This is a genomic window from Sporofaciens sp. SGI.106, assembly GCF_050314255.1.
Taxonomy (GTDB): domain Bacteria; phylum Bacillota; class Clostridia; order Lachnospirales; family Lachnospiraceae; genus Claveliimonas.
Window position 1 is genome coordinate 147,834 of the sequence record NZ_JBNPMZ010000005.1, and the last position, 23,819, is coordinate 171,652.

24 protein-coding genes are annotated in these 23,819 nt (G+C 44.0%); 6 read left to right on the forward strand and 18 right to left on the reverse strand.

Annotated elements, in window-relative coordinates:
• Window positions 1-100: 100 nt before the first annotated feature.
• The 3 genes from ACQRCC_RS05995 to ACQRCC_RS06005 are packed head-to-tail and all read right to left on the reverse strand — an operon-like array spanning window position 101 to window position 1,745.
• Entirely contained in the window at window positions 101-577 is a 477-nt protein-coding gene (locus tag ACQRCC_RS05995; protein WP_427849902.1) for a pyridoxamine 5'-phosphate oxidase family protein, read from the reverse strand.
• A 23-nt stretch (window positions 578-600) separates the two neighbouring features.
• Complete coding sequence (locus ACQRCC_RS06000) at window positions 601-1,164, reverse strand: tRNA (mnm(5)s(2)U34)-methyltransferase (protein ID WP_427849930.1); 564 nt, start codon at window positions 1,162-1,164, stop codon at window positions 601-603.
• Window positions 1,164-1,745, reverse strand: a complete 582-nt coding sequence (locus ACQRCC_RS06005; RefSeq protein WP_427849903.1) for a Uma2 family endonuclease — start codon at window positions 1,743-1,745, stop codon at window positions 1,164-1,166. The genes ACQRCC_RS06000 and ACQRCC_RS06005 overlap by 1 nt, the downstream gene beginning before the upstream one ends.
• Window positions 1,746-1,975: 230 nt before the next feature.
• Between ACQRCC_RS06005 and ACQRCC_RS06010 the strand changes: the two genes are divergently transcribed.
• Window positions 1,976-2,650: a J domain-containing protein gene (locus ACQRCC_RS06010; protein ID WP_427849904.1), complete on the forward strand. Its 675-nt coding sequence runs from the start codon at window positions 1,976-1,978 to the stop codon at window positions 2,648-2,650.
• Between the two features lie 68 nt (window positions 2,651-2,718).
• On the opposite strand, the gene ACQRCC_RS06015 is transcribed toward ACQRCC_RS06010, so the two are convergent.
• The 5 genes from ACQRCC_RS06015 to ACQRCC_RS06035 all read right to left on the reverse strand — a co-directional run bounded on the left by ACQRCC_RS06015 (window position 2,719) and on the right by ACQRCC_RS06035 (window position 11,973).
• Window positions 2,719-4,749 carry a HelD family protein gene (locus ACQRCC_RS06015; RefSeq protein WP_427849905.1) on the reverse strand — a complete coding sequence of 677 codons (2,031 nt, stop codon included), beginning with the start codon at window positions 4,747-4,749 and terminating at the stop codon, window positions 2,719-2,721.
• A gap of 28 nt (window positions 4,750-4,777) precedes the next feature.
• Window positions 4,778-5,662, reverse strand: a complete 885-nt coding sequence (locus ACQRCC_RS06020) for a DMT family transporter (protein ID WP_427849906.1) — start codon at window positions 5,660-5,662, stop codon at window positions 4,778-4,780.
• Between the two features lie 53 nt (window positions 5,663-5,715).
• Complete coding sequence (locus tag ACQRCC_RS06025) at window positions 5,716-10,287, reverse strand: PolC-type DNA polymerase III (protein WP_427849907.1); 4,572 nt, start codon at window positions 10,285-10,287, stop codon at window positions 5,716-5,718.
• Window positions 10,280-11,335: a flavodoxin-dependent (E)-4-hydroxy-3-methylbut-2-enyl-diphosphate synthase gene (ispG, locus tag ACQRCC_RS06030; protein ID WP_427849908.1), complete on the reverse strand. Its 1,056-nt coding sequence runs from the start codon at window positions 11,333-11,335 to the stop codon at window positions 10,280-10,282. The genes ACQRCC_RS06025 and ispG overlap by 8 nt, the downstream gene beginning before the upstream one ends.
• 176 nt (window positions 11,336-11,511) lie before the next feature.
• Window positions 11,512-11,973, reverse strand: coding sequence for a hypothetical protein (locus tag ACQRCC_RS06035; protein WP_427849909.1), 462 nt, complete (start codon window positions 11,971-11,973; stop codon window positions 11,512-11,514).
• A gap of 391 nt (window positions 11,974-12,364) precedes the next feature.
• Here ACQRCC_RS06035 and ACQRCC_RS06040 point away from each other — a divergent pair, with 391 nt between their 5' ends.
• Window positions 12,365-12,730 carry a helix-turn-helix transcriptional regulator gene (locus ACQRCC_RS06040; RefSeq protein WP_427849910.1) on the forward strand — a complete coding sequence of 122 codons (366 nt, stop codon included), beginning with the start codon at window positions 12,365-12,367 and terminating at the stop codon, window positions 12,728-12,730.
• Between the two features lie 31 nt (window positions 12,731-12,761).
• Here the strand turns inward: ACQRCC_RS06040 and ACQRCC_RS06045 are convergent, their stop codons facing one another.
• Window positions 12,762-13,490 (reverse strand): type 1 glutamine amidotransferase, encoded by a 729-nt coding sequence (locus ACQRCC_RS06045; protein ID WP_427849911.1) that lies wholly within the window; start codon window positions 13,488-13,490, stop codon window positions 12,762-12,764.
• Window positions 13,490-14,830: a MurT ligase domain-containing protein gene (locus tag ACQRCC_RS06050; RefSeq protein WP_427849912.1), complete on the reverse strand. Its 1,341-nt coding sequence runs from the start codon at window positions 14,828-14,830 to the stop codon at window positions 13,490-13,492. The genes ACQRCC_RS06045 and ACQRCC_RS06050 overlap by 1 nt, the downstream gene beginning before the upstream one ends.
• Before the next feature lie 662 nt (window positions 14,831-15,492).
• On the opposite strand from ACQRCC_RS06050, the gene ACQRCC_RS06055 reads away from it, so the two are divergent.
• The 4 genes from ACQRCC_RS06055 to ACQRCC_RS06070 all read left to right on the forward strand — a co-directional run bounded on the left by ACQRCC_RS06055 (window position 15,493) and on the right by ACQRCC_RS06070 (window position 17,472).
• Window positions 15,493-15,897, forward strand: coding sequence for a hypothetical protein (locus ACQRCC_RS06055; protein ID WP_427849913.1), 405 nt, complete (start codon window positions 15,493-15,495; stop codon window positions 15,895-15,897).
• A gap of 15 nt (window positions 15,898-15,912) precedes the next feature.
• Complete coding sequence (locus ACQRCC_RS06060) at window positions 15,913-16,395, forward strand: RNA polymerase sigma factor (protein WP_427849914.1); 483 nt, start codon at window positions 15,913-15,915, stop codon at window positions 16,393-16,395.
• Window positions 16,388-17,221 (forward strand): anti-sigma-I factor RsgI family protein, encoded by an 834-nt coding sequence (locus tag ACQRCC_RS06065; RefSeq protein WP_427849915.1) that lies wholly within the window; start codon window positions 16,388-16,390, stop codon window positions 17,219-17,221. The genes ACQRCC_RS06060 and ACQRCC_RS06065 overlap by 8 nt, the downstream gene beginning before the upstream one ends.
• Before the next feature lie 62 nt (window positions 17,222-17,283).
• A complete protein-coding gene (locus ACQRCC_RS06070) occupies window positions 17,284-17,472 on the forward strand; it encodes a hypothetical protein (RefSeq protein WP_427849916.1) in 189 nt (62 codons plus the stop codon).
• Between the two features lie 122 nt (window positions 17,473-17,594).
• On the opposite strand, the gene ACQRCC_RS06075 is transcribed toward ACQRCC_RS06070, so the two are convergent.
• The 8 genes from ACQRCC_RS06075 to ACQRCC_RS06110 form a co-directional block, all read right to left on the reverse strand.
• Window positions 17,595-18,626 carry a 3-deoxy-7-phosphoheptulonate synthase gene (locus tag ACQRCC_RS06075; RefSeq protein ID WP_427849917.1) on the reverse strand — a complete coding sequence of 344 codons (1,032 nt, stop codon included), beginning with the start codon at window positions 18,624-18,626 and terminating at the stop codon, window positions 17,595-17,597.
• An 81-nt stretch (window positions 18,627-18,707) separates the two neighbouring features.
• Window positions 18,708-19,166 (reverse strand): low molecular weight protein-tyrosine-phosphatase, encoded by a 459-nt coding sequence (locus ACQRCC_RS06080; RefSeq protein ID WP_427849918.1) that lies wholly within the window; start codon window positions 19,164-19,166, stop codon window positions 18,708-18,710.
• Window positions 19,167-19,413: 247 nt separating this feature from the next.
• Window positions 19,414-20,613: a tyrosine-type recombinase/integrase gene (locus ACQRCC_RS06085; RefSeq protein WP_427849919.1), complete on the reverse strand. Its 1,200-nt coding sequence runs from the start codon at window positions 20,611-20,613 to the stop codon at window positions 19,414-19,416.
• A 96-nt stretch (window positions 20,614-20,709) separates the two neighbouring features.
• Window positions 20,710-20,916, reverse strand: a complete 207-nt coding sequence (locus ACQRCC_RS06090; RefSeq protein ID WP_427849920.1) for an excisionase — start codon at window positions 20,914-20,916, stop codon at window positions 20,710-20,712.
• A gap of 135 nt (window positions 20,917-21,051) precedes the next feature.
• Entirely contained in the window at window positions 21,052-22,224 is a 1,173-nt protein-coding gene (gene clpX / locus ACQRCC_RS06095) for an ATP-dependent Clp protease ATP-binding subunit ClpX (protein ID WP_427849921.1), read from the reverse strand.
• Between the two features lie 375 nt (window positions 22,225-22,599).
• Window positions 22,600-22,728: a transposase gene (locus tag ACQRCC_RS06100; RefSeq protein WP_427849922.1), complete on the reverse strand. Its 129-nt coding sequence runs from the start codon at window positions 22,726-22,728 to the stop codon at window positions 22,600-22,602.
• Complete coding sequence (locus ACQRCC_RS06105) at window positions 22,706-23,188, reverse strand: hypothetical protein (RefSeq protein WP_427849923.1); 483 nt, start codon at window positions 23,186-23,188, stop codon at window positions 22,706-22,708. Before ACQRCC_RS06105 ends, ACQRCC_RS06100 begins: the two co-directional genes overlap by 23 nt.
• An 11-nt stretch (window positions 23,189-23,199) precedes the next feature.
• The coding region (locus ACQRCC_RS06110; RefSeq protein ID WP_427849924.1) for an IS110 family transposase at window positions 23,200-23,819 on the reverse strand (620 nt) is incomplete at its 5' end.

The following is a 23,819-nucleotide window of genomic DNA, read 5'->3' on the forward strand; positions in this document are numbered from 1 at the left end:
CACTGCTCACGCTTACCTGCATATTATAGCATAATACTTTCACAGATTAAAGCATTGATTTATGAAATTCTATAGTTTTTTCTTTCACAAACAGACACCCCTATGGATTGTGTCTTTTCACTTCATATTCGGAAAGATTCACTTTTAAGATCATGACTGCACAAACCCATTTTTCATCAAATTCCGCAAAATCTTTTCCGGTCTGATGCTTCATAATCAACTTCAGCGCCTCTATCTTTTCTTCCTTATCTTCGATGAACTGTACCCTGCCATTCCCGATCAGACTTTCAAAATAATAACTGTAATCACAGGGCGTCTCCCCCTCTGCCAGTTCATGCCTTCCATCCAGTTCAAGGCAAACCTCCGGATTATTTTTTAGTATATCAATTTTCCGTCCAACCTTAGCACAGTGAAAATAAAATGCAATACTGCCATCTTCCCCACATTCAGCCCCATAATTCATCGGTACAATATACACCTTTCCTTCATCATTCATGCCAAGCCGGGCAACCTTACCGTCCATAACTATTTTTTTAATCTCATTAAAATCGGTCACCTGTCTGTTCTGTCTTCTCATCTGCATCTCACCCTTTCTTAAATCTATCCTTTAAAAATGAAAACCGGTACAGGCGGATCATTTTGCCTGTTAAAATACTGATTTAAAATCACCGTATATTCTTTTGCAGGAATCTGTTTTAAATAATCCAGAATTTTTTCTTTTTCCTCGAATCCGGTATCTCCGCCGCTGTAAATACAAAGGCTCATCATTCCCCCCGGTTTCAACAAACGAAGTCCCTGCTCTATGGCAGCAATACTGGTATCCGGGCATGTCGCTATACGGTGATCGCCGCCGGGCAGATATCCGAAATTAAAACAGATGACATCCACACTTTCCGGTTCCACATACTGCTCCATATGCTCATGCCCATCCAGAATCAGGCTGGCTCTCTCTGCCATCTTCTGCTCTTCCAGCCGCTTTTTCGTTAGCTCCAGCGCTTTCTCCTGTATATCAAAAGCATACACCTTTCCCTCATCTCCCGCAAGTTCACAGAGAAAGGCTGTGTCATACCCCTTTCCCATGGTTGCATCTATATATATCCCTCTGTTTTTTGCCTGTGAACGGATGATCTCATGACACCAATGTGTAATCTGTGAATTCTTCATCATAGATCTCCCTCTTCTTTTTCATATAAAAAACGTATGTACTCATAAATCTCCGCAAAATCGACACGGCACTCTCCATCAAAAATTCCTACCGGTATTTCGCCACCAAACCCATAGATGACCGGATAATCTTCTTTCTGAAAATCATACACAACCACCTGTTTTTTATCCGGATCCACTATCCAGTATTCCCTCACCCCGGCACTTATGTATTTACTGAGCTTTATAATACCATCTTTTCTTTTTGTAGACGGAGAAAGAACTTCGACCACAAAATCCGGCGCACCGTATATACAGCGTTTAATAATCTTATCTCTGTCACACACCACCAGAACATCCGGCTGCACCATCGTCCTGTCATCACAATCCAGCTGAACATCCACCGGTGCAGCAAAAGGGATGCAAGTTCCTTTTTTACTCTTAATAAAACTACTCAACTGTTCGCGAATTTCCGACCCGATCATCTGATGGATCGTCGTGGGCGCCGACATGTCATAGATCACACCATCGATCAGCTCTACCCTGCGTTCATCCGGTAATGCATAATAATCCTCAAGCGTGTATTCCCCCTGCTTCTTCATAAAATCGTCCTTTCATTTCACCTTAATTTCATTTTAAATGTCCCGCTTATGTCTATATTATCATTTTTGAGTCAAAAAGTCAATTTAATACGTTCTGAGACTCCAGAAGACACGAATTAGCGGATAAGGAAAACATTGATTTCCGATGCAATCTATCGTATTATTATGGATGGGAGAATGATAAACACACCACATTGTCTGTGGTTAAGATTAAAAGGGGAGTTTTAATTATGAAAGATTGCACCTATTACGATATGCTTGGTGTACCGATGGATGCAACGGATGAAGAGATTACGAATGCCAAGAATTTTCTGGTAAAAAAGTTTCATCCGGATGCAAATATTGACACGGATTACGACACCACACCATACATTCAGAATGTCCTTCAGGCATACAGGATACTAATTGATCCGAAGAATCGCCGCATTTATGACCGGCGCATTCGCAATCCGATCCGCAGAGACCGGGACAGTGAGCGAATGAACCGCTCCGCAAACAACACACCGTTATCACCCAACTTTGCTCCTTTCTGGGAATCAGCAAATAAGTTGAATGAGCTGGTTGGAGCGGGAAGTGATCTTTTAAAGACAAAACGCTGGGGAAAGCAGGACATTCCGGAAGAGAATCTGGAGGAGTTGTCCCAGCTGGCTTCGGAGGCGGAAGTACATATCAGGGTACTAGAATCCGGAGACATTCCGCGGAAATACTGGTATTCCCACTCCATGAACTGGCTTTTATTCCAGTGGAGTCAGAACCGGGATCTGCCGTATATTATGCTGTACGCCATGTACGACAGTTATCTGGAGCAGAACAAAACAACTCTGGAAAAGAAAAAAATCATGAACCAGTGTGCTGCCTTTCTTGCCAATCTGGACAAGATTATGGCATGCCAGCAGATATCTTAGATATTAATTTCCATCTGATATAGCATTTTCTACAATCTGAGGCGGTGACACAACGTGCACCGCCCCTTTTATTTTTCTTCCACATCATACACATACAATTCATGGAGTGCCCGTGTAGCACAGATATACCGGAACTGATCAAACAAAGGACTTTTCTTTTTCCCTCCAAGTATAAACACCTGGTCAAACTCCAGTCCCTTTGCCAGATAATAGGTAGTCACCGTAATTCCTTTTTGGAATGATGTACTGTCTCTGTCAATATAATGAACCGGCTCTCCCTGATCCTTCAGCCATCTGTAAGCATACTTTGCTTCTTTTTCGGTCATGGTAAGCACCGCTGCCGTCTCATACCCTTCCGGTCCCAGATTTTTCTGCTGCCGGATCTCTTCCAGAGCTTCCTCACAGGATGCACACACCATCTCCTCTACCGCTCTTCCGTGCCGCTCCAGGTATTCAATCCCTTCTATTCCGATGATTTTCTTCGCATAATCCGCAATTTCCGTCGTATTGCGATAGCTTTTATTCATCTGGATTCTTCGAATCTTCTTTCCGAAAATTTCCGGAAGGAATGTAAGTGGATTGTCACGGGACACTTCCACGGTCTGAGCCCAGTCTCCCAGAATCGTCATATTGCAGCTGAACATCCGCTCCAGGATTACATACTGCAGATAGGAATAATCCTGCATCTCATCAATCACCAGATGGCGGATATTTTTATGTGCAGCCGAAGAACAAAGTCTGTATTTCAAATACAGGATCGGATATACATCTTCATAATCCAGTCTCCGCTTCTCCACCGGACAGTCCGGTAAAAGAGGCAGATCATTCTCCTCCAGAAACCAGTTATAGATTTCGTAAAGGTCCGTAGTAACATACATCCGGTTAAATTTCTCACAGACAATCTCCCGCTCTTCCTCCTGCAGATCTCGTCCGTTCAGCGTCTCATATTCATCAATAAAATAATCTCTGACTGCTGCCATTCGGGACAAAAGTGGAATATCCTGGAATTTATAATAGAACATCTTCAAAATCTCTTCGCTCTTTTTCTCCATTCCCTTGTAGGAAATGTCGCGAAAATCCACCAGTCGATCTTCCAGCTCTACCAGAAATCCCTCTACCGCCTGAACAAATTCCCTGGACTGTTTGAAATGATACCTCTCTGCCTCATCTTCATCATAGGCACTGATCTGTTTCTCAATCTGATGATACCGGTCTTCACAATCCGAAGCCACCGCCTGAAGCTCCCGGTAAGCGAAGAGATCAAAGCTCATCTCCTGAATATTTTCCTCGCCAAGCTCCGGTAAAATATGGGAAATGTAATCTGCAAACACGCTGTTCGGAGACAGGATCAAAATATTAGAAGACTTCAGATGCCTCCGGTCGTGATACAAAAGATAGGCAATCCGGTGAAGTGCAATGGAAGTCTTACCGCTTCCTGCCGCCCCCTGAATCACCAGAATCCGATCTTTCGTATTGCGGATGATCGCATTCTGCTCTTTCTGTATTGTACGAACGATGTTCTTAAGTTTAATATCGCCATTCGCCCCAAGCTCCTGCTTCAGAATCTCATCATCGATCTTCATATCACTTTCGAACTCATATATCATTCTTCCACCGCGAATCTTGTACTGACATTTGCAGGTAATCTCCCCCGACAGCACCCCTGCCGGAGCATCATAGGAAGCCTCACCCTTGTCATAGTCGTAAAACAGGGCACTGACCGGAGCTCTCCAGTCATAAATCAGCGGAATCTGCCCTCTGCTCTTTGCAAAATTGCCGATTCCTATATAAAAGGATTCTGCCTCTTCCTCTCCATCATAAATAAAATCTACACTTCCGAAAAAAGGCGAATCCAGCATCTTCTTCCATCTGCTGAGCTGCTTTCTATTTTCCTGATTCGCATTTACCTGCGTTAACAGCGCCTGCTGATTATCATAATTTTCATATCCATACTCATCCATCTCCGTATAACTTTCCCAGTAGTACTCATTCATTCTGGAAATGTCTTTTTCCACATCCTGTATGGTTCCGGCTGTTTCCCGAATCCTTTCTTTCAATTCTCCGGTAACCATTGTCAGAAATTCTGTTCCTCTGCTCATATTTATACTGCCCTTTCCACTTCAAGTCTTACCGCCTAACGAGGCGGGAGCCATCTTTCCTCTGATTATACAGGAACATCAGAACTGCCATGGTACAGATCACTCCATATCCAATCCAGCTCAGAAGATCCGGTAACTGTCCAAATACAAAAAATCCCAAAATCGCCGAGAAAATAATCTGCGAATAATCATATACAGAAATTTCCCGTGCCGGCGCATAACTGTATGCCGCAGTGATACCGAACTGTCCTCCTGCTGCCGCAAGTCCTGCCATCAAAAGTGTCACAATCTGTATCCCGCTCATGGCATGATAATCCAGAATTAAAAACGGCAGGGTAACCAGACAGGAAAACCCGGAAAAGAAACAGACGATCATCGGTCCCTTCTCCCCGCCAAGGCTCAGTTTCCGCACAAATGTATAGGCGATTCCGGCGCCAAGTCCTCCCATCAGCCCGATGACCGACGGCAGGAAATCCATATTGGAAAATGTCGGTTTGATCACCAGAAGGCTTCCAAGAAAAGCTCCCGTCACAAAGACCGCCTGCGGAACGGTTATTTTCTCTCTCAGGATCAGATAACTGAACAAAACGGCAAAAAAAGGAGACATTTTATTCAGCATGGACGCATCCGACAACACCAGATGGTCTACCGCATAGAAATTACAGAGAATTCCAAGCGTTCCGAACACAGAGCGAAGCAGCAGTGCCGACACATTTTTCTTCTGACAGGAAAATAGAATCCCTTCTTTTTTCATAATCACAAACGCAAAAAAGAAGGCTACCAGATTCCGGAAAAAGCTTTTCTGCACCGACGGAAGGTCTCCGGACATCCGCACGAACATGTTCATAAGTGCAAAGCAAAATGCCGAGCAGATAATATATAATATTCCCAGATACTTCTTTTTCTTTTCCATTCTTACCTCACCATTTCTATTGTTAAAATCCGGATCCCTGCGCAACCGATACTCTACATCATCTCAAATAAAGAAAGCTGATTGCTCTCCGGTATTCCGGCAAAGAGTCCCAGGTCATTCATTAAATCGATAACCGTTTTACTAACCTTCGTCCTCTGACGGAAATCATCCCTCGACAGATATGGTCCGTCCGCCGCTGCCGCCTCAACGGCTTCTGCCGCCTTATCTCCCATTCCTTCAATACTGGAAAACGGCGGCATCAGCTTGCCATCCACAATCTGGAATTTGGATGCCTTGGCCTGATACAGGTCAATGGGCACAAATTCAAATCCGCGGGCATACATTTCCTGCACGATCCTCATATCTTTCAGAGTATCCTGCTCCTTCTTAGTCAGCGAATCCGAACGCCTCTGGTAATCGCTGATGTAGAAATTCAGCTGTTCCTTTCCCTGACACATCAGTTCATAGGAAAATGCATCCGCACGGATACCAAAATACGCCGCATAATATGCCAGCGGATAATTGATCTTACAGTAGGCAATACGGTACGCCATCATAACATATGCCGCCGCATGTGCCTTCGGGAACATGTACTTGATCTGTTCGCAGGACCACACATACCAGTCCGGTACGTCATGCTCTGCCATATCCTTCTTAAACTCCGGCCACTCCTTACATTTTCCCTTTGCCACCGCACCCTTACGGACACGTTCCATAATGGTAAAGGACTCCTCACTGTCCAGCCCCTTGTTAATCAGATAGGTCATAATATCATCACGGGTACAGATACAGCTGGAAATGGTCGCCTTCCCGCTTCGGATCAATTCCTGGGCATTATTCAGCCATACGTCCGTCCCGTGGGAGAGACCGGAAATTCGTATCAGATCAGACAGCGACTGGGGCTTGGTGTCCACCACCATCTGAATAACGAAATCGGTTCCGAACTCCGGAATTCCCAGACATCCCACCGGACATCCGCTGATGTCGGACGGCTTAATGCCAAGGGCCGTCGTATTCTGGAACAAAGACATTACGCCCTTATCATCCAGAGGAATCTTCGTCGCATCAAACCTGTTGTCCGTTTCATTATATTCATTTTCCATGGCCGGGGAACTGATATATTCCTCCAGAGTCTTAATCATGGTAGGGTCATCGTGTCCCAGAATATCCAGCTTCAGCAGGTTATGGTCGATGGAATGGTAATCAAAGTGCGTCGTCACAATATCCGTTGTCGTATCATTTGCCGGATGCTGCACCGGAGTAAAGGAATTAATATCCTCCCCCAAGGGAAGTACGATAATTCCTCCCGGATGCTGTCCGGTACTTCTTCGGATTCCGGTACATCCCTGCACGATCCGGTCAATTTCGCAGACACGCTTTCTCGCGCCGCGTTCCTCATAGTAATTGCGCACAAATCCAAATGCCGTCTTATCCGCCAGCGTACCGATGGTTCCGGCACGGTATGTCTGCCCGTCACCAAAAATAACCTCCGTATATTTGTGGGCATTACTCTGGTAGTCACCGGAGAAATTCAGGTCAATATCCGGCTCCTTATTTCCCTTAAATCCAAGGAAGGTCTCAAAAGGAATGTCAAATCCATCCTTTACCAGCTTCTCGCCACAGACCGGGCAAAGCTTATCCGGCATATCCCATCCGCAGCCTCCCGCGAATGCACGCACTTCCTCGGAATCAAAATCACTGTAATGACAGGATTTACAATAATAATGGGGACTCAGAGGATTAACCTCCGTAATTCCCGCCATAGTAGCCACGAAGGAAGAACCTACCGATCCACGGGAACCTACCAGATAACCGTCCTCGTTGGACTTCCAAACCAGCTTCTGTGCAATAATATACATAACCGCGAATCCGTTGGAGATAATGGAATTCAGCTCCCTCTCCAGACGCTCCGTAACCACCTCCGGCAGTTCCTGTCCATACATCTCATGGGCACGGTTATAGCAGATATCCCTCAGCATCTGATCCGAATTCGGAATCACCGGCGGACACTTATCCGGCCGCACCGGTGCAATCTTCTCCACCCAGTCCGCGATCATATTGGGATTGTCGATTACAATCTCATGAGCCTTGGCAGATCCCAGATATTCGAATTCCTCCAGCATCTCTTCCGTAGTCCGAAGATACAGAGGTGCCTGTTCGTCCGCATCAGTGAATCCTTTTCCCGCCATAATAATTCGACGGTATACCTCATCCTCCGGATCCAGGAAATGCACATCACAGGTTCCCACTACCGGCTTCCCAAACTTCTCGCCCAAACGGATAATTTTCCGGTTAATCTCCTTTAAATCTTCTTCATCCCTCACTTTGGTAATCTTATCACTGGCAATCATAAACCGGTTGTTGCCAAGAGGCTGTATCTCCAGATAATCGTAATAATCCACGATTTTGGCAATCCGCTCCTCAGACTTATCATTCAGAATGGCCTGATAAAGCTCACCTGCCTCACAGGCACTTCCCAATATCAGTCCTTCCCGGTATTTGGAAAACTCACTCTTGGGAATTCTTGGCTGTCTTCCAAAATAGTCCAGATGAGACTTGGATATCAGCGTGTACAGATTCGTTCTTCCGATATCATTTCTCGCCAGAATGATTGCATGATAAGAAGGCAGTTTTCGAATAGCCCCCGCATTATGCGCACCGAACTGGTTCAGTTTCTTAAGCGAATCAATATCTCTTTCATGCAGCATCTGAATAAACTTTACAAATATTTCCGCAGTGGCTCCTGCATCGTCCACCGCCCGGTGATGATTTTCCAGGGAAATATTCAGCGCCTTCGCCACAATATTTAACTTAAACTTCGCAAGAGTAGGAAGCAAAATTCTGGCCATGGCAACCGTATCCACCGAAGTAAAGTCCGGCTGAATATCCTGATACCGGCAGTTCTGTTCAATAAATCCCACGTCAAAGCTGGCATTATGAGCCACCAGTACCGCATCCCCGATAAACTCCAAAAACTGCGGAAGTACCGTCTCAATCTCCGGCGCCTCCATCACCATGGAATCAGTAATGCTGGTAAGCTGGGTAATTTTAAATGGAATCGGAATTTTCGGATTCACAAAGGTACTGAATTTGTCCGTAATCCGTCCATTCTCCACCTTCACAGCTCCAATTTCGATAATCTTATCCTGAATCGGACTGAAACCTGTAGTCTCCAGGTCAAATACCACGAAGGTGCCGTCCAGCATCTGCCCCTTCTCGTTGATGGCAATATCCTGCAGGTCATCCACCAGATAAGCCTCCACTCCGTAAATAATCTTAAACGGATCATCCTTATCCAGCGTCTCTATGTAATGGTTGGCATCCGTGAATCCCTGCACCACTCCGTGGTCGGTAATGGCAATGGCCTTGTGCCCCCAGTCATGAGCGCGTTTTACGATGGATTTTACATCCGATACCCCATCCATATCACTCATTTTTGTATGACAGTGAAGCTCCACCCGCTTTTCCGGAGAAGTGTCCTTCCTGGAAACGGTAAAATCCGGTATCTTTCGGATTCCTGTAACCGAGCCGATGGTTAGCTCTCCGTCGAACTTGTCAATGGTTGTCACTCCCTTAATTTTCAAAAATGCTCCCATCTTAATCTCGCCCAGCATCTCCGGCAGATTCTCATTGCGCACAAACATTTTCACCATAATAGTATCGGTAAAATCGGTCACTGCATACATAAGGATGGTCTTTTCATTTCGAATCTCTCTGGTATCAAAACTAATAACCTTACCGCGGATAGTAATTTCTCCCATCTCACCCACAACAGATTCCAGTTCAATTGGGGCATCGTCAAAATCACGTCCGTAAATCACATTCGGGTCATCCGACTTGCGGTAATAGGAACCACCGCCTCTGTTGCCGAAACCTCCCTCTCTCTTCTGGAAACTGCCTTCCTTCTTTGCCTCAGATCCGGAGCCATTTTCAGCGGAAGCTGCCCCTGCCTTCTCCGCCTTCTGCCCGGCATCCACAGTCTGTTTTCCGGCTTTCTCCTTGTTATTTTCCTGCTTTTCTTCTCTCTGAAGCCGTTCCTTACGAATTGCCTGATTCTTCTCAACGATCGCCTCAACCTCCTGCTGGAGTCTCAGCTCATTGTATTTCAGCTTACTGTCCTCAATCTTCTTATACAATACACGCACTTCAATCGGTATATGGAATCTATCTTCAAAAATCCGGCGAATCAGCTCCACCAGACCATCCTTCCTGCCCTTGGCAACCACCGTATCCATAAGCTTCAGGCAGAGAATATTTCCCTCTTCAAAAGACCAGTCTGCCGTCTGGAGCATATTTCGCTCCACCACACTTCTTTGTCCCACTTCAAAAAGGATACTGTCAAAGTATTCCCTCATCAGATTTTCCGGCGTATACTGTCTGGACAGTTCATATTCTTCAATCACCGCGATCTGAATCCGGTTTGTCCCGAAAAGCTGCTCCTTTATCATCTGTTCCATCTCACAGACTTTGTGCTTCTGAATCAGATGCCTGCTGAAAATATGCACATGGATATAATCCCTGTCGGAATTCGTTGCCACCTTGCTTACTTCCACGCCGGTAAACAGCATTTTCATATCTTCATTCAGTTTTAATGTAGGAAATACTTCAAAAAATGATTTACTCATTCCAGTGTAACAGCTCCTGTCTCAATGTCTCTAAAAGTTCTTCTTCTTTTACTTTCTTCACAATCTCGCCCTTCTTGATCAGAAGGCCTTCTCCAATTCCTCCGGCAATTCCGATATCCGCCTCTTTGGCTTCTCCCGGTCCGTTCACCACACATCCCATTACCGCAACTTTAATGTCCAGAGGAATGTCTGCCACCATATTTTCCACCTGATTTGCAAGACCGATCAGATCAATTCTGGTACGTCCGCAGGTCGGGCAGGATACTACCTCGATTCCGCCCTTCCGAAGTCCCAATGTCTTTAAAATCCGTTTCGCAGACTTAATCTCCTCCACCGGGTCACCGGTCAGAGACACACGAATCGTATCACCGATTCCCTGATACAGGATAATTCCAAGACCTACAGAAGACTTAATATTACCAGACAACAACGTTCCGGACTCTGTAATTCCCACATGCAGCGGATACGGGCACTCCTTTGCGATCAGCTCATGGGCTCTGACACACATGAGCACATCTGAAGACTTAATGCTGACTACCAGATTATCGTATCCCATGCCCTCAATGAGATGCACTTTCTCCAGGGCACTTTCCACAATTCCTTCTGCCGTCACTCCGTGATATTTCTCCACAAGATGCTTCTCCAAAGAACCACTGTTCACACCCACACGAATCGGGATATTATATTCCTTCGCCTTATCAACCACTTCCTTCACCCGCGCATTATCACCGATATTTCCCGGGTTAATCCGAATCTTGTCTGCGCCATTTTCAATGGCGGCAATGGCAAGACGATAATCAAAATGAATATCTGCCACCAGAGGAATGTGTATCTGTTTCTTAATCTCTGCCAGGGCCTTAGCAGCCTCCATAGTCGGAACCGCACAGCGGATAATCTGACATCCTGCCGCCTCCAGCTTCAGGATTTGTGCCACCGTAGCTTCCACGTCCTCCGTCTTCGTATTCGTCATAGACTGAATCGCAACCGGACTTCCTCCGCCGATCCATACATCTCCGATCCTTACCTTTTTCGTATTCTCTCTTGTCATCCTCAAAACCTCCTTTTCATAATCCATTCTTTTCCAAAACTTCAAGACTCACTTAAGACAAAAGGAACAGCCTCCGTCCCGGTTTCGACTCTGATAAAATGATTTCCAGACAAAACCGGGCAGAAAGCTGCCCTTTTGCTCTGCTTGCCAGAAGTAAGTGTTCCCTTACATCTGATTTATTGTTTTACAAAAATAATCTGCTCCCCATACTCCCGTTCTGTCAGAGTCAGCTGGTCCTGATCCACACTGTAGTCAAAGGTAGTAGTCACAGAACTTACCGCAGCTTCCAGAGTCTCGGCAGTAAACTTGCCTCCAGATGCTTTCGCAACCTTCTCAAGCTCCGCTTCATTCTCTTTAATCGTAATCGTCTTCTCTTCCTTATCGATAGTATATTCCATTTTCACCTTTACATTAGTGTCTTCCTGAACCTCCGGAACCTGCACTACCAGTGAATTATTACTCTTAATCGCCAGAATCAGGCTGTCTTCCTCACTCTCCCAGGTTCCCTCAAGCGGGTTGGACATGAAGAGCTTTACCAGGAAAAATGCCGCACTCAATATGATCAGAATCGATGCTGCCGTCGTCACGATTCTCCATATTTTACTTCTCATTGCTTCATCATCTTTTGCTATAATCATCTATCTCAATCCTCTCGGCTATTTTTATTCAAGACTCGCTCGCGAGTCTTGGCGCGGAATTCGGGTCTGCATAGCAGACATGTTTCTAATCCGAATTCCTGCGCATCCTCGCGGAGCGTATATCAGATGGGGGATTGAAACCCGCCACTGATACATAATTGCTGCTCACCGCCTACAGAGGCGGGAGTCATCTCTCATCTGATATTAATTATATGTGGTTTATTTCCATGTGTCAACGGGATATCTCCGGCAGATCGCATTCCTCATTCACTTTCACATCACGTGCCGTTTCTCAACATTTTCGCAACATTTCGTTGAGATTCGACACATTTCTACTTTCAAAAAATCCAAACTGGTAGAATATGGTAACAAGTGATAAGGAGGATCTGTTATGTCACTTTCCACACAGCTCAAAGCCCTGAGAAAAGAACACGGCCTGACCCAGAAAATGCTGGCCGACCGCATTAATGTGTCACGTTCAACGGTTACCGGTTACGAAACAAAAGACCGTCAGCCGTCACACGAAACGCTATCCGCCATGGCAGACCTCTTCGGTGTATCTATCGATTTTCTCATTGATGCAAATGAGTCCGACGATTCTTCCGCAGCTGTCATGAGCCCGCAGGAGGAACGTCTTCTTGACCAGAAAGTTCTCAAGCTTTATCGGAGTTTGTCCCCAAAATCAAAAGAAGACACTCTGGAGTATCTGTACCTGCTCACACTTCGCGAAAAAGAAGAACAGGCCAGGAAGGAATAACTCCCGGTGCCTTTTTTGATAGCCGGCATCTCTATTTATTTTCTACAAAACGATGGTAAATATACTGATTTGCCTCTTTTTCCTGACTGTCATCCAAAGGCGCCAGATCGGCAGCCCCATATTTTCGCTCCAGCGCACGGGCAATCAGCCAGTCGCAAACCTGTGGATTCTTCGGAAGCAGCGGTCCGTGAAGATAGGTTCCGATCACATTCTTATACACTACCCCCTCATAGCCACTCTGTCCATCATTACCCGAACCATAGAGCACTTTCCCAAAAGGTTTATTTCCATTAATAAAGGTTCTTCCTCCATGATTTTCAAATCCCACAACAGGCATTTCTACAAGATCACTCTGCAGTACGATATTATCGATGAGGCGCCCTTCTCCCTGCTCTGTATACATATCCACCAGTTCCAGGCCCTCAATCATGCCTTCCTCAGTCTTATAATAATTACCCAGAAGCTGATATCCGCCGCAAACAGCGATCACAACTCCGTTATCTTCCACATAATTCTTAAAATCCTGCTGGATTTCCTTCAATTTCTTACAGACGATCATCTGCTCTCTGTCAGAGCCCCCGCCCAGAAGAACGATATCCAGTTTCGAAAAATCTATAGTATCATTCAGCTCAAACTCAATGGTCTCAGCCTCAATCCCTCGCCAGATACATCTCTGCATCAGACAGGCGATATTTCCCCGGTCGCCATAGAGATTCAAAAGGTCCGGATATAAATGCCCAATCGTAATCTTTCTGTCCATTATTTCTTTCCCTCCAGTCTCTTCAATACATTTCTGGTGCTGAAAAGTGCTGTATAATTCACCAGAACGTACAGGTTGCCGCAGCCATTTTCCACTCGCTCACAAATCGCTTTCTCCACATCGGACTCCAGCATAGACGGAATATCCACATATTTTAACCGGAGACGCATGTCCTGACAGCGGATGCCGCTTACCGTGATGGAATTCACATTTGCCCCTTTGAATCGGTCAAAATCCACATCCCAGAGCCAGGAAATATCCGTACCATCCTGATCATTATCATTAATCACAATAATCAGATCCTTCAATGTATCATCCTGCATTACGGCGGAAATATTCTGGTTAAAACCTGCCGGATTCTTGGCAAGGTTCAGCACAATCTTCGTGTCACGGATCACGAACTGCTCCATACGGCCATTTTCCGGATTAAATTTCGCCAGCATATCATTAAAATGCTCTAATGCAAAACCGCCACTCCTTGCTGCCGTATAGGCTGCCAGAATATTATATACATTATAGAATCCTTTATAGTTAGCCGTAATCCGACGTCCTTCCACTGTAAAGGAAAGCTGATCTCCCACCTGAATATCAGAAGCATCATACTGAATCTCCGGGCGCTTAAAATCACAGCTGGTACATGCATAATCCCCAAGCTGACTGTAATGATAAAAATTATAATGAAGCGGTTCTCCACATTTCTTACAGAAACGTCCTTCCCTGATCTCATGGGAATCCTTCTCATCCATAACCTTTTCACTGATTCCGTAGGTAATATATGGATTGCCTGCATCCATTGCCAGAAATGCCGACAGTGCATCGTCTCCATTTACGATCACCTTCATATCCGGAGCACTCTGCATCACTTCCTTTAAAATATTCATCGTGATATCAATCTCCCCATAGCGATCCAGCTGATCCCGGAAAAGATTGGTCAGAACCATATAATCCGGTTTAAAATAAGGAAAGACTCTTCTGGTAGATGCCTCGTCAATCTCAATACATGCACAGTCAGCGTCCAGATTGCCTCCAATCCCTGCTGCCAGGGCAAAGGCTGCTGCCACACCGTTCAGCATATTCGAACCGGTATGGTTGCAAACCACCTTCATACCTTCCGCTTCCAGAGCTGCACAAAGCATGTTATTGGTCGTCGTCTTTCCATTCGTTCCACATACAATAAAAATATCTCCTCTCACCTGAGCTGCAAGCTCCGTCAGCAGAGTCGGACAGATCTTCAGCGCAATCTTTCCTGCCCAAGTCACACCCTGTCGGTGGAAAATATGGACACTGGCCTTCTCTGCAAATTTTGCTGCCCAGATGGCAATCATTCTGCGTAATCTCATAGTTCACTATCCTTTTCGTGTATTTGTAATTCAGAATCCTCCCGCTCCGAACGCCAGCTCGTGAGCTCCGCTCCCTCGCTGTTCGTTGCTTCTTCTTCCTCACTTCGCTCCGAACGCCGGCTCGTGAGCTCCGCTCCCTCGCTGTTCGTTGCTTCTTCTTCCTTACTTCGCTCCGAACGCCAGCTCGTGAGCTTCGCTCCCTCGCTGTTCGTTGCACTCACATAATTTCGAGTAAGACTTCCCTCGACTGCAAGCAGTCGGTGAAGTCTTGCTCGAAATTGCGTTCGTCGCTATCATTCATTGTACCGTTTTGACGGGTGCAAGTCAACCATAGGCGTTTAGTCGATACGTTTGTTATATTTTTCACAAAAAAGTTGCGATTTTTCAAAAAAGATTGTATTTTATTGACATTTACTATTTTCAGGCCACATGTTAAAATACAATCGTATCAGAGATAGTCAAATATTTAACAATTCATCTCAGGTACGCAAAATCCTTTTATTCATACAATAGAATCCTTTTGAAAAGCTTACCCCGGTCATCCTCTCGACCGGGGTATTGCTGTTTCTAAAAAAATTTTCTTTTTTTGAATGGATTCTCCAAAACCAATCGTATTACTATTGAAAAACAAAAAAACAGATTGATTCAGGAGGAACAAAACTATGAAGAAATTAATCGTCGGCATTCTTGCCGCAGCAATGATCACAACCGCAGGAACTACTATTGCATTTGCAGCTAAACCGGCTCATAATATAGCAAAGACCTTTGTTGACGCTGATAACAATGGTATATGCGACAACAGGGAAAATACGGTTTGTGACGGTTACGGCAACGGTAATGGTAATGGACAATGCAATGAAAACAGCGTCTGCCAGGGTAATGGCACCGGCATCTGCCAGAATAACGGTAATGGTAATGGCAATTTCGTGGACGCTGACAGCAACGGTGTTTGTGACAACAAAGAAAATGCGATTTGTGATGGTTCCGGCAACGGTAACGGGTACGGTCAGGGCAATGGACAGGGACAGCAGGTTGGAAACGGACATCACGGACGAGGAAACAGATAAAAGGCGGAATCAATTATGCGAAGCGAGCAGGAGACAATCAGAGCGCTTGAACGGTACTCAGATACCGTTCGGCGGCTCTGTATGGTACATCTTAAAAATAGCGCAGACACCGAGGACATATTTCAGACAGTTTTTCTAAAATATGTCCTCGACTCAACTGTATTCGAAAGTAATGAGCACGAGAAGGCCTGGTTCATCCGTGTCACCATCAATGCCTGTAAAGATCTGCTCCGGAACTTCTTTCGGAACCGTACTGTCCCCATAGATGAAGTTCTTTGTCAGACTACAGAGATGTCCACAGATCATATGGAAATTATAGAAGCTGTCCTGTCCCTTCCCGAAAAATACAGAGACGTCGTTTTCCTTCATTATTACGAAGGCTATTCTGCACCGGAGATCGGACAGATTCTAAAGAAAAACACAAATACCATTTATACTCTTCTGACTCGCTCAAAAAAACTACTCAAAGATAAGCTGGGAGGTGATTTTCATGAATAACAAAATAAAAGAAGCGTTTGACCAGGTCCATGCACTTGAGGACTTAAAACAGCATACCCTCGATTCTATTTACCAGAAAACAAATGGCTTTCAGCCGCGCAAAACATTTTATATGAGGAAATATGCTGTTGCCATGGCATGCTGCCTCCTCCTCTTTCTGGGAGCAAGCGGATGTTATTCATATTTCACCCCTGTCTCTGCCATCAGCATTGACATCAACCCCTCGGTCGAGCTGAATATCAATCGCTTCGACCGGGTCATTAACATGAAGGGCTACAATAAAGACGGGGAGAAACTGGCCGACACGATCAATGTACGTTTTCTGAAATATTCGGATGCAATAGAAAAAATCCTGAGCAGTGAGGAGCTGAAGCCTTATCTGATACCGGAGCATCTTATCTCTGTCACCGTTGCCGGAGAAGATGAAGAACAGAATGAAAAAATGCTGGAAAATGTAGAATCTGCCACTGCCGCCTGCGGTGAAAAAATACACTGTGATTCTTCAAACTCTGAAGAAGTCCAGTCTGCTCATGATTTGGGAATGTCTGTTGGTAAATATAAGGCCTATGAAAAACTGAAAGCTTTAGATCCAAACGTCACACCAGAAGAGATTCATCACCTGACCATGCGCCAGATTTACGACAGGATTTCTGAATTATCCGGCGAGCCTGTTACTTCAGATGCCACCTGTACAGAAGGAAATCAAAACGGAAATCATGAGCAGAACTCACAAAACAAACAGCATGGAGAACATCAAAATCAGAACGCCGAAACCCATAACCCCGAATCAACCGGTCACCAAAAAAGAAAAGGAAAAAACCAATAATATTCTTGCTTATTCTACCCTCAGGTGGTAATATTTAGATATAAGTAAAGGAGGCGTGTCCTATGTCAGATAATACATTAAACAAAGAACCAATCGGTGGAATGACAGAAAAAGATTTAGAGAAAGTTGCCGGTGGCAGCGGCCCATCAACAATTCGTTGTCCACGTTGTGGAACAGAATGTGTTCTTCACTATGTTGACTGCTGTGCAAGATATATTTGTGGCAATTGTGGTTATCAGGGAGAAATTTAATTTTCAAACTGCTATATAGCATGAGTAATAATGATTGTTATATAAATATCTGTCGAAAATAAAAAGAGAAGACGTCCAATCTCCAGGATATCTTCTCTTTTTTATTTTAATTCAAGAATTGCTTAACATTTTTCTGCAATGTCATAAATCAGGCGTTCTGTATCTTCCCAACCGATACACGGATCCGTAATAGACTGGCCATATGTGAGATTTTCACAGATATCCTGTCTTCCTTCCACCAGATAACTCTCAATCATAACACCCTTCACCAGCTTCTTCAGATCCGGGTTATAATTCCTGCTATGAAGGACTTCGCTGACGATTCGAATCTGCTCCTTATACTGCTTTGCAGAGTTGGAATGATTCACATCCACCACGACCGCCGGATTCAGCAAATCTCTTTTCGCATACATTTCCGCAAGACGCGCCAGATCCTCATAATGATAATTTGGAATATTCTTACCATATCTGTCCACGCCTCCGCGTAAAATGGTGTGCGCCAGATCATTTCCACTGGTCTTCACATCACATCCGCGGTAAATGAAACGATGCGGATGCTGAGCCGCCGTCACTGAATTCAACATAACCGCCAGATCCCCGCTGGTAGGATTTTTCATTCCCACCGGAATATCCATACCGCTGGCAGTCAGACGATGCTGCTGATTCTCAACAGAGCGGGCTCCTACAGCCTCATAAGACAGCACATCATCCAGATAACTTCTGTTCTCCGGGTAAAGCATCTCATCCGCAGAAGTCAGACCCGTCTCCTCCATCACACGGATATGCAGTTTACGAATCGCAATAATTCCCGCCAGCAAATCCGGCTCTTTATCCGGATCCGGCTGGTGAAGCATTCCCTTATAACCATCTCCTGTCGTACGCGGTTTATTCGTATAAACCCGTGGAATAATCATCAATTTATCCGAAACCTTGTCCGCAACTTTCTTCAGTCGATTCACATATTCACACACGGAATCCTCATTATCTGCAGAACAGGGACCCACAAGAACGACAAACTTGTCTGATTTTCCTGTGAAAATATCACGAATCTCCCTATCTCTCTTCCTTTTGATTTCACACAGTCTCTCCGGCACCGGGTATTCTGCTTTTAATTTATCCGGCAACGGCAACTCGTGATTAATCACCATCGACATATCTTCATCCTCCCGTCATCTTCATTTCAGCCTCCCATTATGGTACAGCATTCGCCTTCAAATGTAAATAGCATCCTGGAACTATCTGTAGTCGGCGAAATGTGCAAGCAGCGCCTTACATCCCTGCACAACATCCTCATAGGTCCAGTCAAAATTGCCCGTGTACCATGGATCCGCAATATCTCTCGCCTCCCCGGCAAAATCCAGAAGTTTGTAAATCTTCCCCTCCGGATCACCACCTGTAATGCGATGCATATTCCGGATATTCGCCGAGTCCATGCCAATCAGGTAATCATATTTTTCATAGTCCTTCTTAGTCATCTGAACCGCGCGATGATCCAGCACCGGAACGCCCTCCTGTCTTAATTTGCGCACCGTTCCGTAATGCGGACCGTTGCCAATCTCCTCCCGGCTGGTAGCCGCGGAAGAAATGTAAAAGTCGGCCTGACGGCCTGATTTATTGACCATGTCCTGAAAAACAAACTGAGCCATGGTAGAACGGCAGATATTGCCGTGGCATATAAATAACACTTTTATCATAAATTTATGTCCTCTAATTTTTGTAACGTTATGCCATGTTTTGCCTTATTTTATGCGGGTTTCAAGGCTTTTTTCAAACATTGGCTGAATAAGCAAAACTTCTCATATCTTTCCATACTTTTCCCGGCATTAATGATAAATTAATGATAAAATGGAAAGTTTTTATCATTACAGTGTGCCTTGCTAAACATCTGTCTTTTTTCTATGGCATAATTTATCATTAATTTATCATTAAAAAAATACACAATTATACCACACAACGGATTCGTAACAGTTCTTTTTTGGCATCCTCAAATCCAACATGTGTATATGTGTTAAACGTTACTCCAATCTCCGAGTGCCCCATTAAGTACTGCAGAGTTTTTGGATGCATCCCTGATTTTGCCATGTTACTACAATAAGTATGGCGACATACATGAGGTGTCACTTTTGGCATCTGTACTCGATAAATGCGGTTGTATTTTTCACATATATGCTGGAAATATTTTTCCCAATGGAGTGCTACCATGGGCATATCATTTTTGTCCAAATACAAAAAACCGCTTTTTCCGTCAATCATAGGTTCTACTTTGGGTTTTCTACGATTTTTAAGGATTTTTTCAAAACAATTATATACCTCATCCGTCATCGGAATGATCCTAGTTCCGGAGGAAGTCTTTGTGTCCTGAATCATATATTCCATATTAGTTGTACGCAGAAGCTGATGATTAATGTTAATCGTACGTTCTTCCATATCCAAATCGGAGATAGTCAAGCCACAAAACTCGGAAATTCTCAAGCCGGTATGGAACAAAATATAAATTGCTTCATAATACTTGCTGAAATGTGAATCTTCTTTTACAAAATCCAAAAACTGCTTTTCCTGTTTCCTACTAATTGCTTCGCGTGTTACAGAATCATTTGCAACCACTGTAGCCAGTTGGAAGTCAAATGGATTTTTCACCAGTAAGTCATCATCTACAGCCATCTGGAAAGCCGGGCGGAGCACACCACGGATTGCGTGAATCGAACTATATCTTTTTCCATGCGCTTGTAACTGAATAAACCACAATTTCGCATCGGAAAGTCTGATATGATCTATCTTCTTACTTCCAAAGGGATCTTTTTTCAAAAAATTCACAACCGTCTGATATCCTTGTCTAGTCGTCGGGCGAACACCCTGCTTAAGTGTAATGTACCGCTCTACAAGTTGCAAAACCGTGATATCACGTGATTGTGTCGATCCTCCCTTATCCAAAAATCTATTCAATTCAGCAATCTGATCCCGTAGTGCAATACAATCCCGTTTTCCCGCCGGCAGTTTGTCCGTACTCTCCAGTTTCCAGCTGTATATACACCTTTGTTTTCCATTTGCGTCATAATATGTATATCTATAACGCCCATCTTTGCATTGGCTCTCACGGTCTCTCAGAATACGCTTCTTATTATCCCGTCTTTTTATACTCACTTTCTAATCCCTCCTAATTCATGGAGAGCCTTTGCTATAGTATATAAATAATATACCACAGTTACGGCTCTTTTTGAATTCTCATTTTCCCTTCAATCAAATAGAATTTGTATTATCGATAAATTCTTCAAACTTCTTCCGCTTGATTAATACTTTTGCACCATTTCGCAAAATAAAATCCGCATCCTTATGATCATCAACAATTTGTCTCAACTTCTTCTGACCAATGCCAAAATAATCTGCCGCCTGTTCAATACTTAATGTATATTTTTCTGAAAATGGTGTATGATATGTTCTGGTCATTTTTCGTTCTCCTTTCACACGTAATCAAAATTTCATCTTTGCACTAGTAATATGAAAGATTAATTCCGCTGAAGAAAAAAAGAGAACCAACAGAGTTGATTCCCTTTTTTATCAGAATAAAATTGTTGTGTTCATCTACTTGATAGCCTCACCCTCTTCACATTTGCAGATATAAGGATAACCATATTGTATGGTCCTCTTGGTGATGAAGATTTTTTTATATTCCGGGTGAGATGGAACCTCAAACATAATATCCCTCATCAATTCTTCAATCACAGTCCGGATTTCCCTGGCGCCGGTTCCGTCATTCATTACCTTTTCCGCAATCGCATCGATAGCTCCCCTGGAAAACTCCAATTTCACCCCATCATCTGCCATCAATCTCTGATACTGTTTAATGATGGAATTTTCAGGTTTGCACATGATATTGATTATATCATCCTTTGTGAGAGCATTCAGTGATACACGTATCGGCAACCTCCCCAATAGTTCAGGAATAATCCCTTTCACTTCATTTTTACAGGTAGGTACCGAACTTCCAAATCCTATTGTCTTCTCTTTGAACGCTTCAAACGAACCACTACATATAAATAAGATATTTTTTGTATTCATCTGTACCATGCCTTGGTTCATTGGATTCCTAGAAAGAGATATTGGAACATTCACAACGGATCCTTCAATCAGTTTTAAAAGTGACTGCTGCACACCTTCTCCCATCATCTCGCCAGAGGCAAGTTTATCAATCTCATCAATATACACGATACCTCTTTCAGCAGCCTGAACGTTGTTTCCTGCATCCTGATATAGACGCGTAAGAATACTGTCAACATCTGCTCCCGCATATCCTGTCTTGGAAAATGTGGTTGCGTCCACAATGACGAAAGGTACGTCAAGCATTTTCGCCAGTGTTTTCACCAGGAGCGTTTTTCCAGAACCCGTAGGTCCACTGATCAGAATGTTGCTTTTTTCAATATCCTCATGCCCCATCCTCTTATAATGGTTGTATACAGCAACTGCCAATGTTTTCTTCGCTTCCTCCTGACCGATGATACATCTATTCAAATAAGACATAATTTCGGCCGGATTATAAATACAGTAGTGTTCAGGCATTGTCTTTGGTGGCTCATATGTACGGGGATAATGACTGTAAAATTCATTCAGCACATCTTTCAGTTCATACTTCTGGGTTGCTTCTTCCTCAACTCTGCGATTCAAATGGAGTATACAGTTCACGCATATACATACATCATTAATTTCCAATATCAAATTGGTTGATCCGCAAATACTACAGCTCTTTTCATTTGCCATAAATATCATTCACAGGGAGTTATTATTTTTACTTTCTTCCCTGCTTCCTCCTTTCAAGAGCACTATACAACATTCAGCAAATTCTCTTTTTTTTGCACAAGAATTTTTTATTGTATAAAATTCCAATAAATCCTTCCTATTCTGTCAAGCCTAAATCTATTGATTTTACTGGCCGCTTTGACGATTTTTATTTACCTCAAAAACAGAGCCGGGAGTGATGGATATCGTAGTATCATGTACCGAATAGCTAATAAACAGGTATAGCTAATAAAGCATCCCTTTTCTTTGCTTTATAAAGGCTATTTCCCTCTGAACAACTATGATGATGAACCTTCCGTGTCTAAAGGGATCGTGTCCCAACTTCCTTCGTCCCATCTACCTCTTGCGTCCTCTGTGGCTGATCTTTGTCTGTCCTTTATGCTTGCCGGAACTGCACGCCACCAGCCCCATCCCACTTAGCTTCTGGATTTCCTTCACATCATCAAACCTGCTGATATCTCCCATTTCTGCCAGTATTCCAGCCAGTTTTTTTTTCGCCTACACCATTGATTGCCAGTATGTTTTCTGTATAGGGTATTTCCCTGCATTTCTTGTGTAAAGCACTTTCAATCACTGCAAGTTGCTCATTCAGCTTCAGGATCTGTTCGGCATACCACTTCACTGCCTCCCTGCCTGCATCAGTCCCATCCTTAAGCCCCACACTTTTCTTTGCATAACTCACAATCTCACCGGCTCTGATGTAGCCGCGTCCTCTTAGTTTTGCATCATGCCAGATATTTTTTATGCCTTCCTCTCCCAGTGCTGCGATATCCGATGGGATGGCTGATACTTTCAGTACTTCCAGGGTGAATGCACCATCTATTTTCCCAAATGCGTCCATGTATTCCGGAAAATAGATTTTCAGTTCCCTATGGAGACGATTGATATTTCGTATCCTGTCTTCGGTAAGCTGATCCCTGAACACGGAGAGCCTTCTCATATCTGCGTAGACTTTTTCCGGAAGATATATGGCATTCCATAGTTGCCATCTTTCACAAGATTGGCAATCAGTTTGGGATCTTTTCTGTCATCCTTGAGCTGACTGTTGTCTTCGATTTCTTTGCTCTGCTTTACAGCATATGGATTTACCTGAACAACGCTGATTCCGTTTGTAATCATCCATGCAGCCAACGCAAACCAGTAGTGACCTGTCGGTTCAAGACCCAGCACTATCTGTTTCTTATCGTTTTTTGCCGCAAGTGCCAGCACCCATGCCTTGGCATTTTCAAAGCCTTCTGCAGTATTGCTGAATTCAAATGCTCCACGGCTTAACTCCCTTCCTCTGACATCAATTGCCCTGATATAATGAGTCTCACTGCCTATATCGCATCCTACTATAAGCATGTCATCAGTAATGAAGGAGAGTTTATCGTTCTTGGCAAACTTACCGTTTGTTTCCAGTTCCCGCCAGGTATAGGATCTCAGTTCTTTTTCTACCACCTCTATTTTCTTGCTCAGTTCCTCTTTTGACAAAAGATTAATTGCCTGATTTTCTACATTTACTTGCCTTTTTTCTTTTCTTGATTTAACATTCATCTTGAATACCTCTTGTGTTT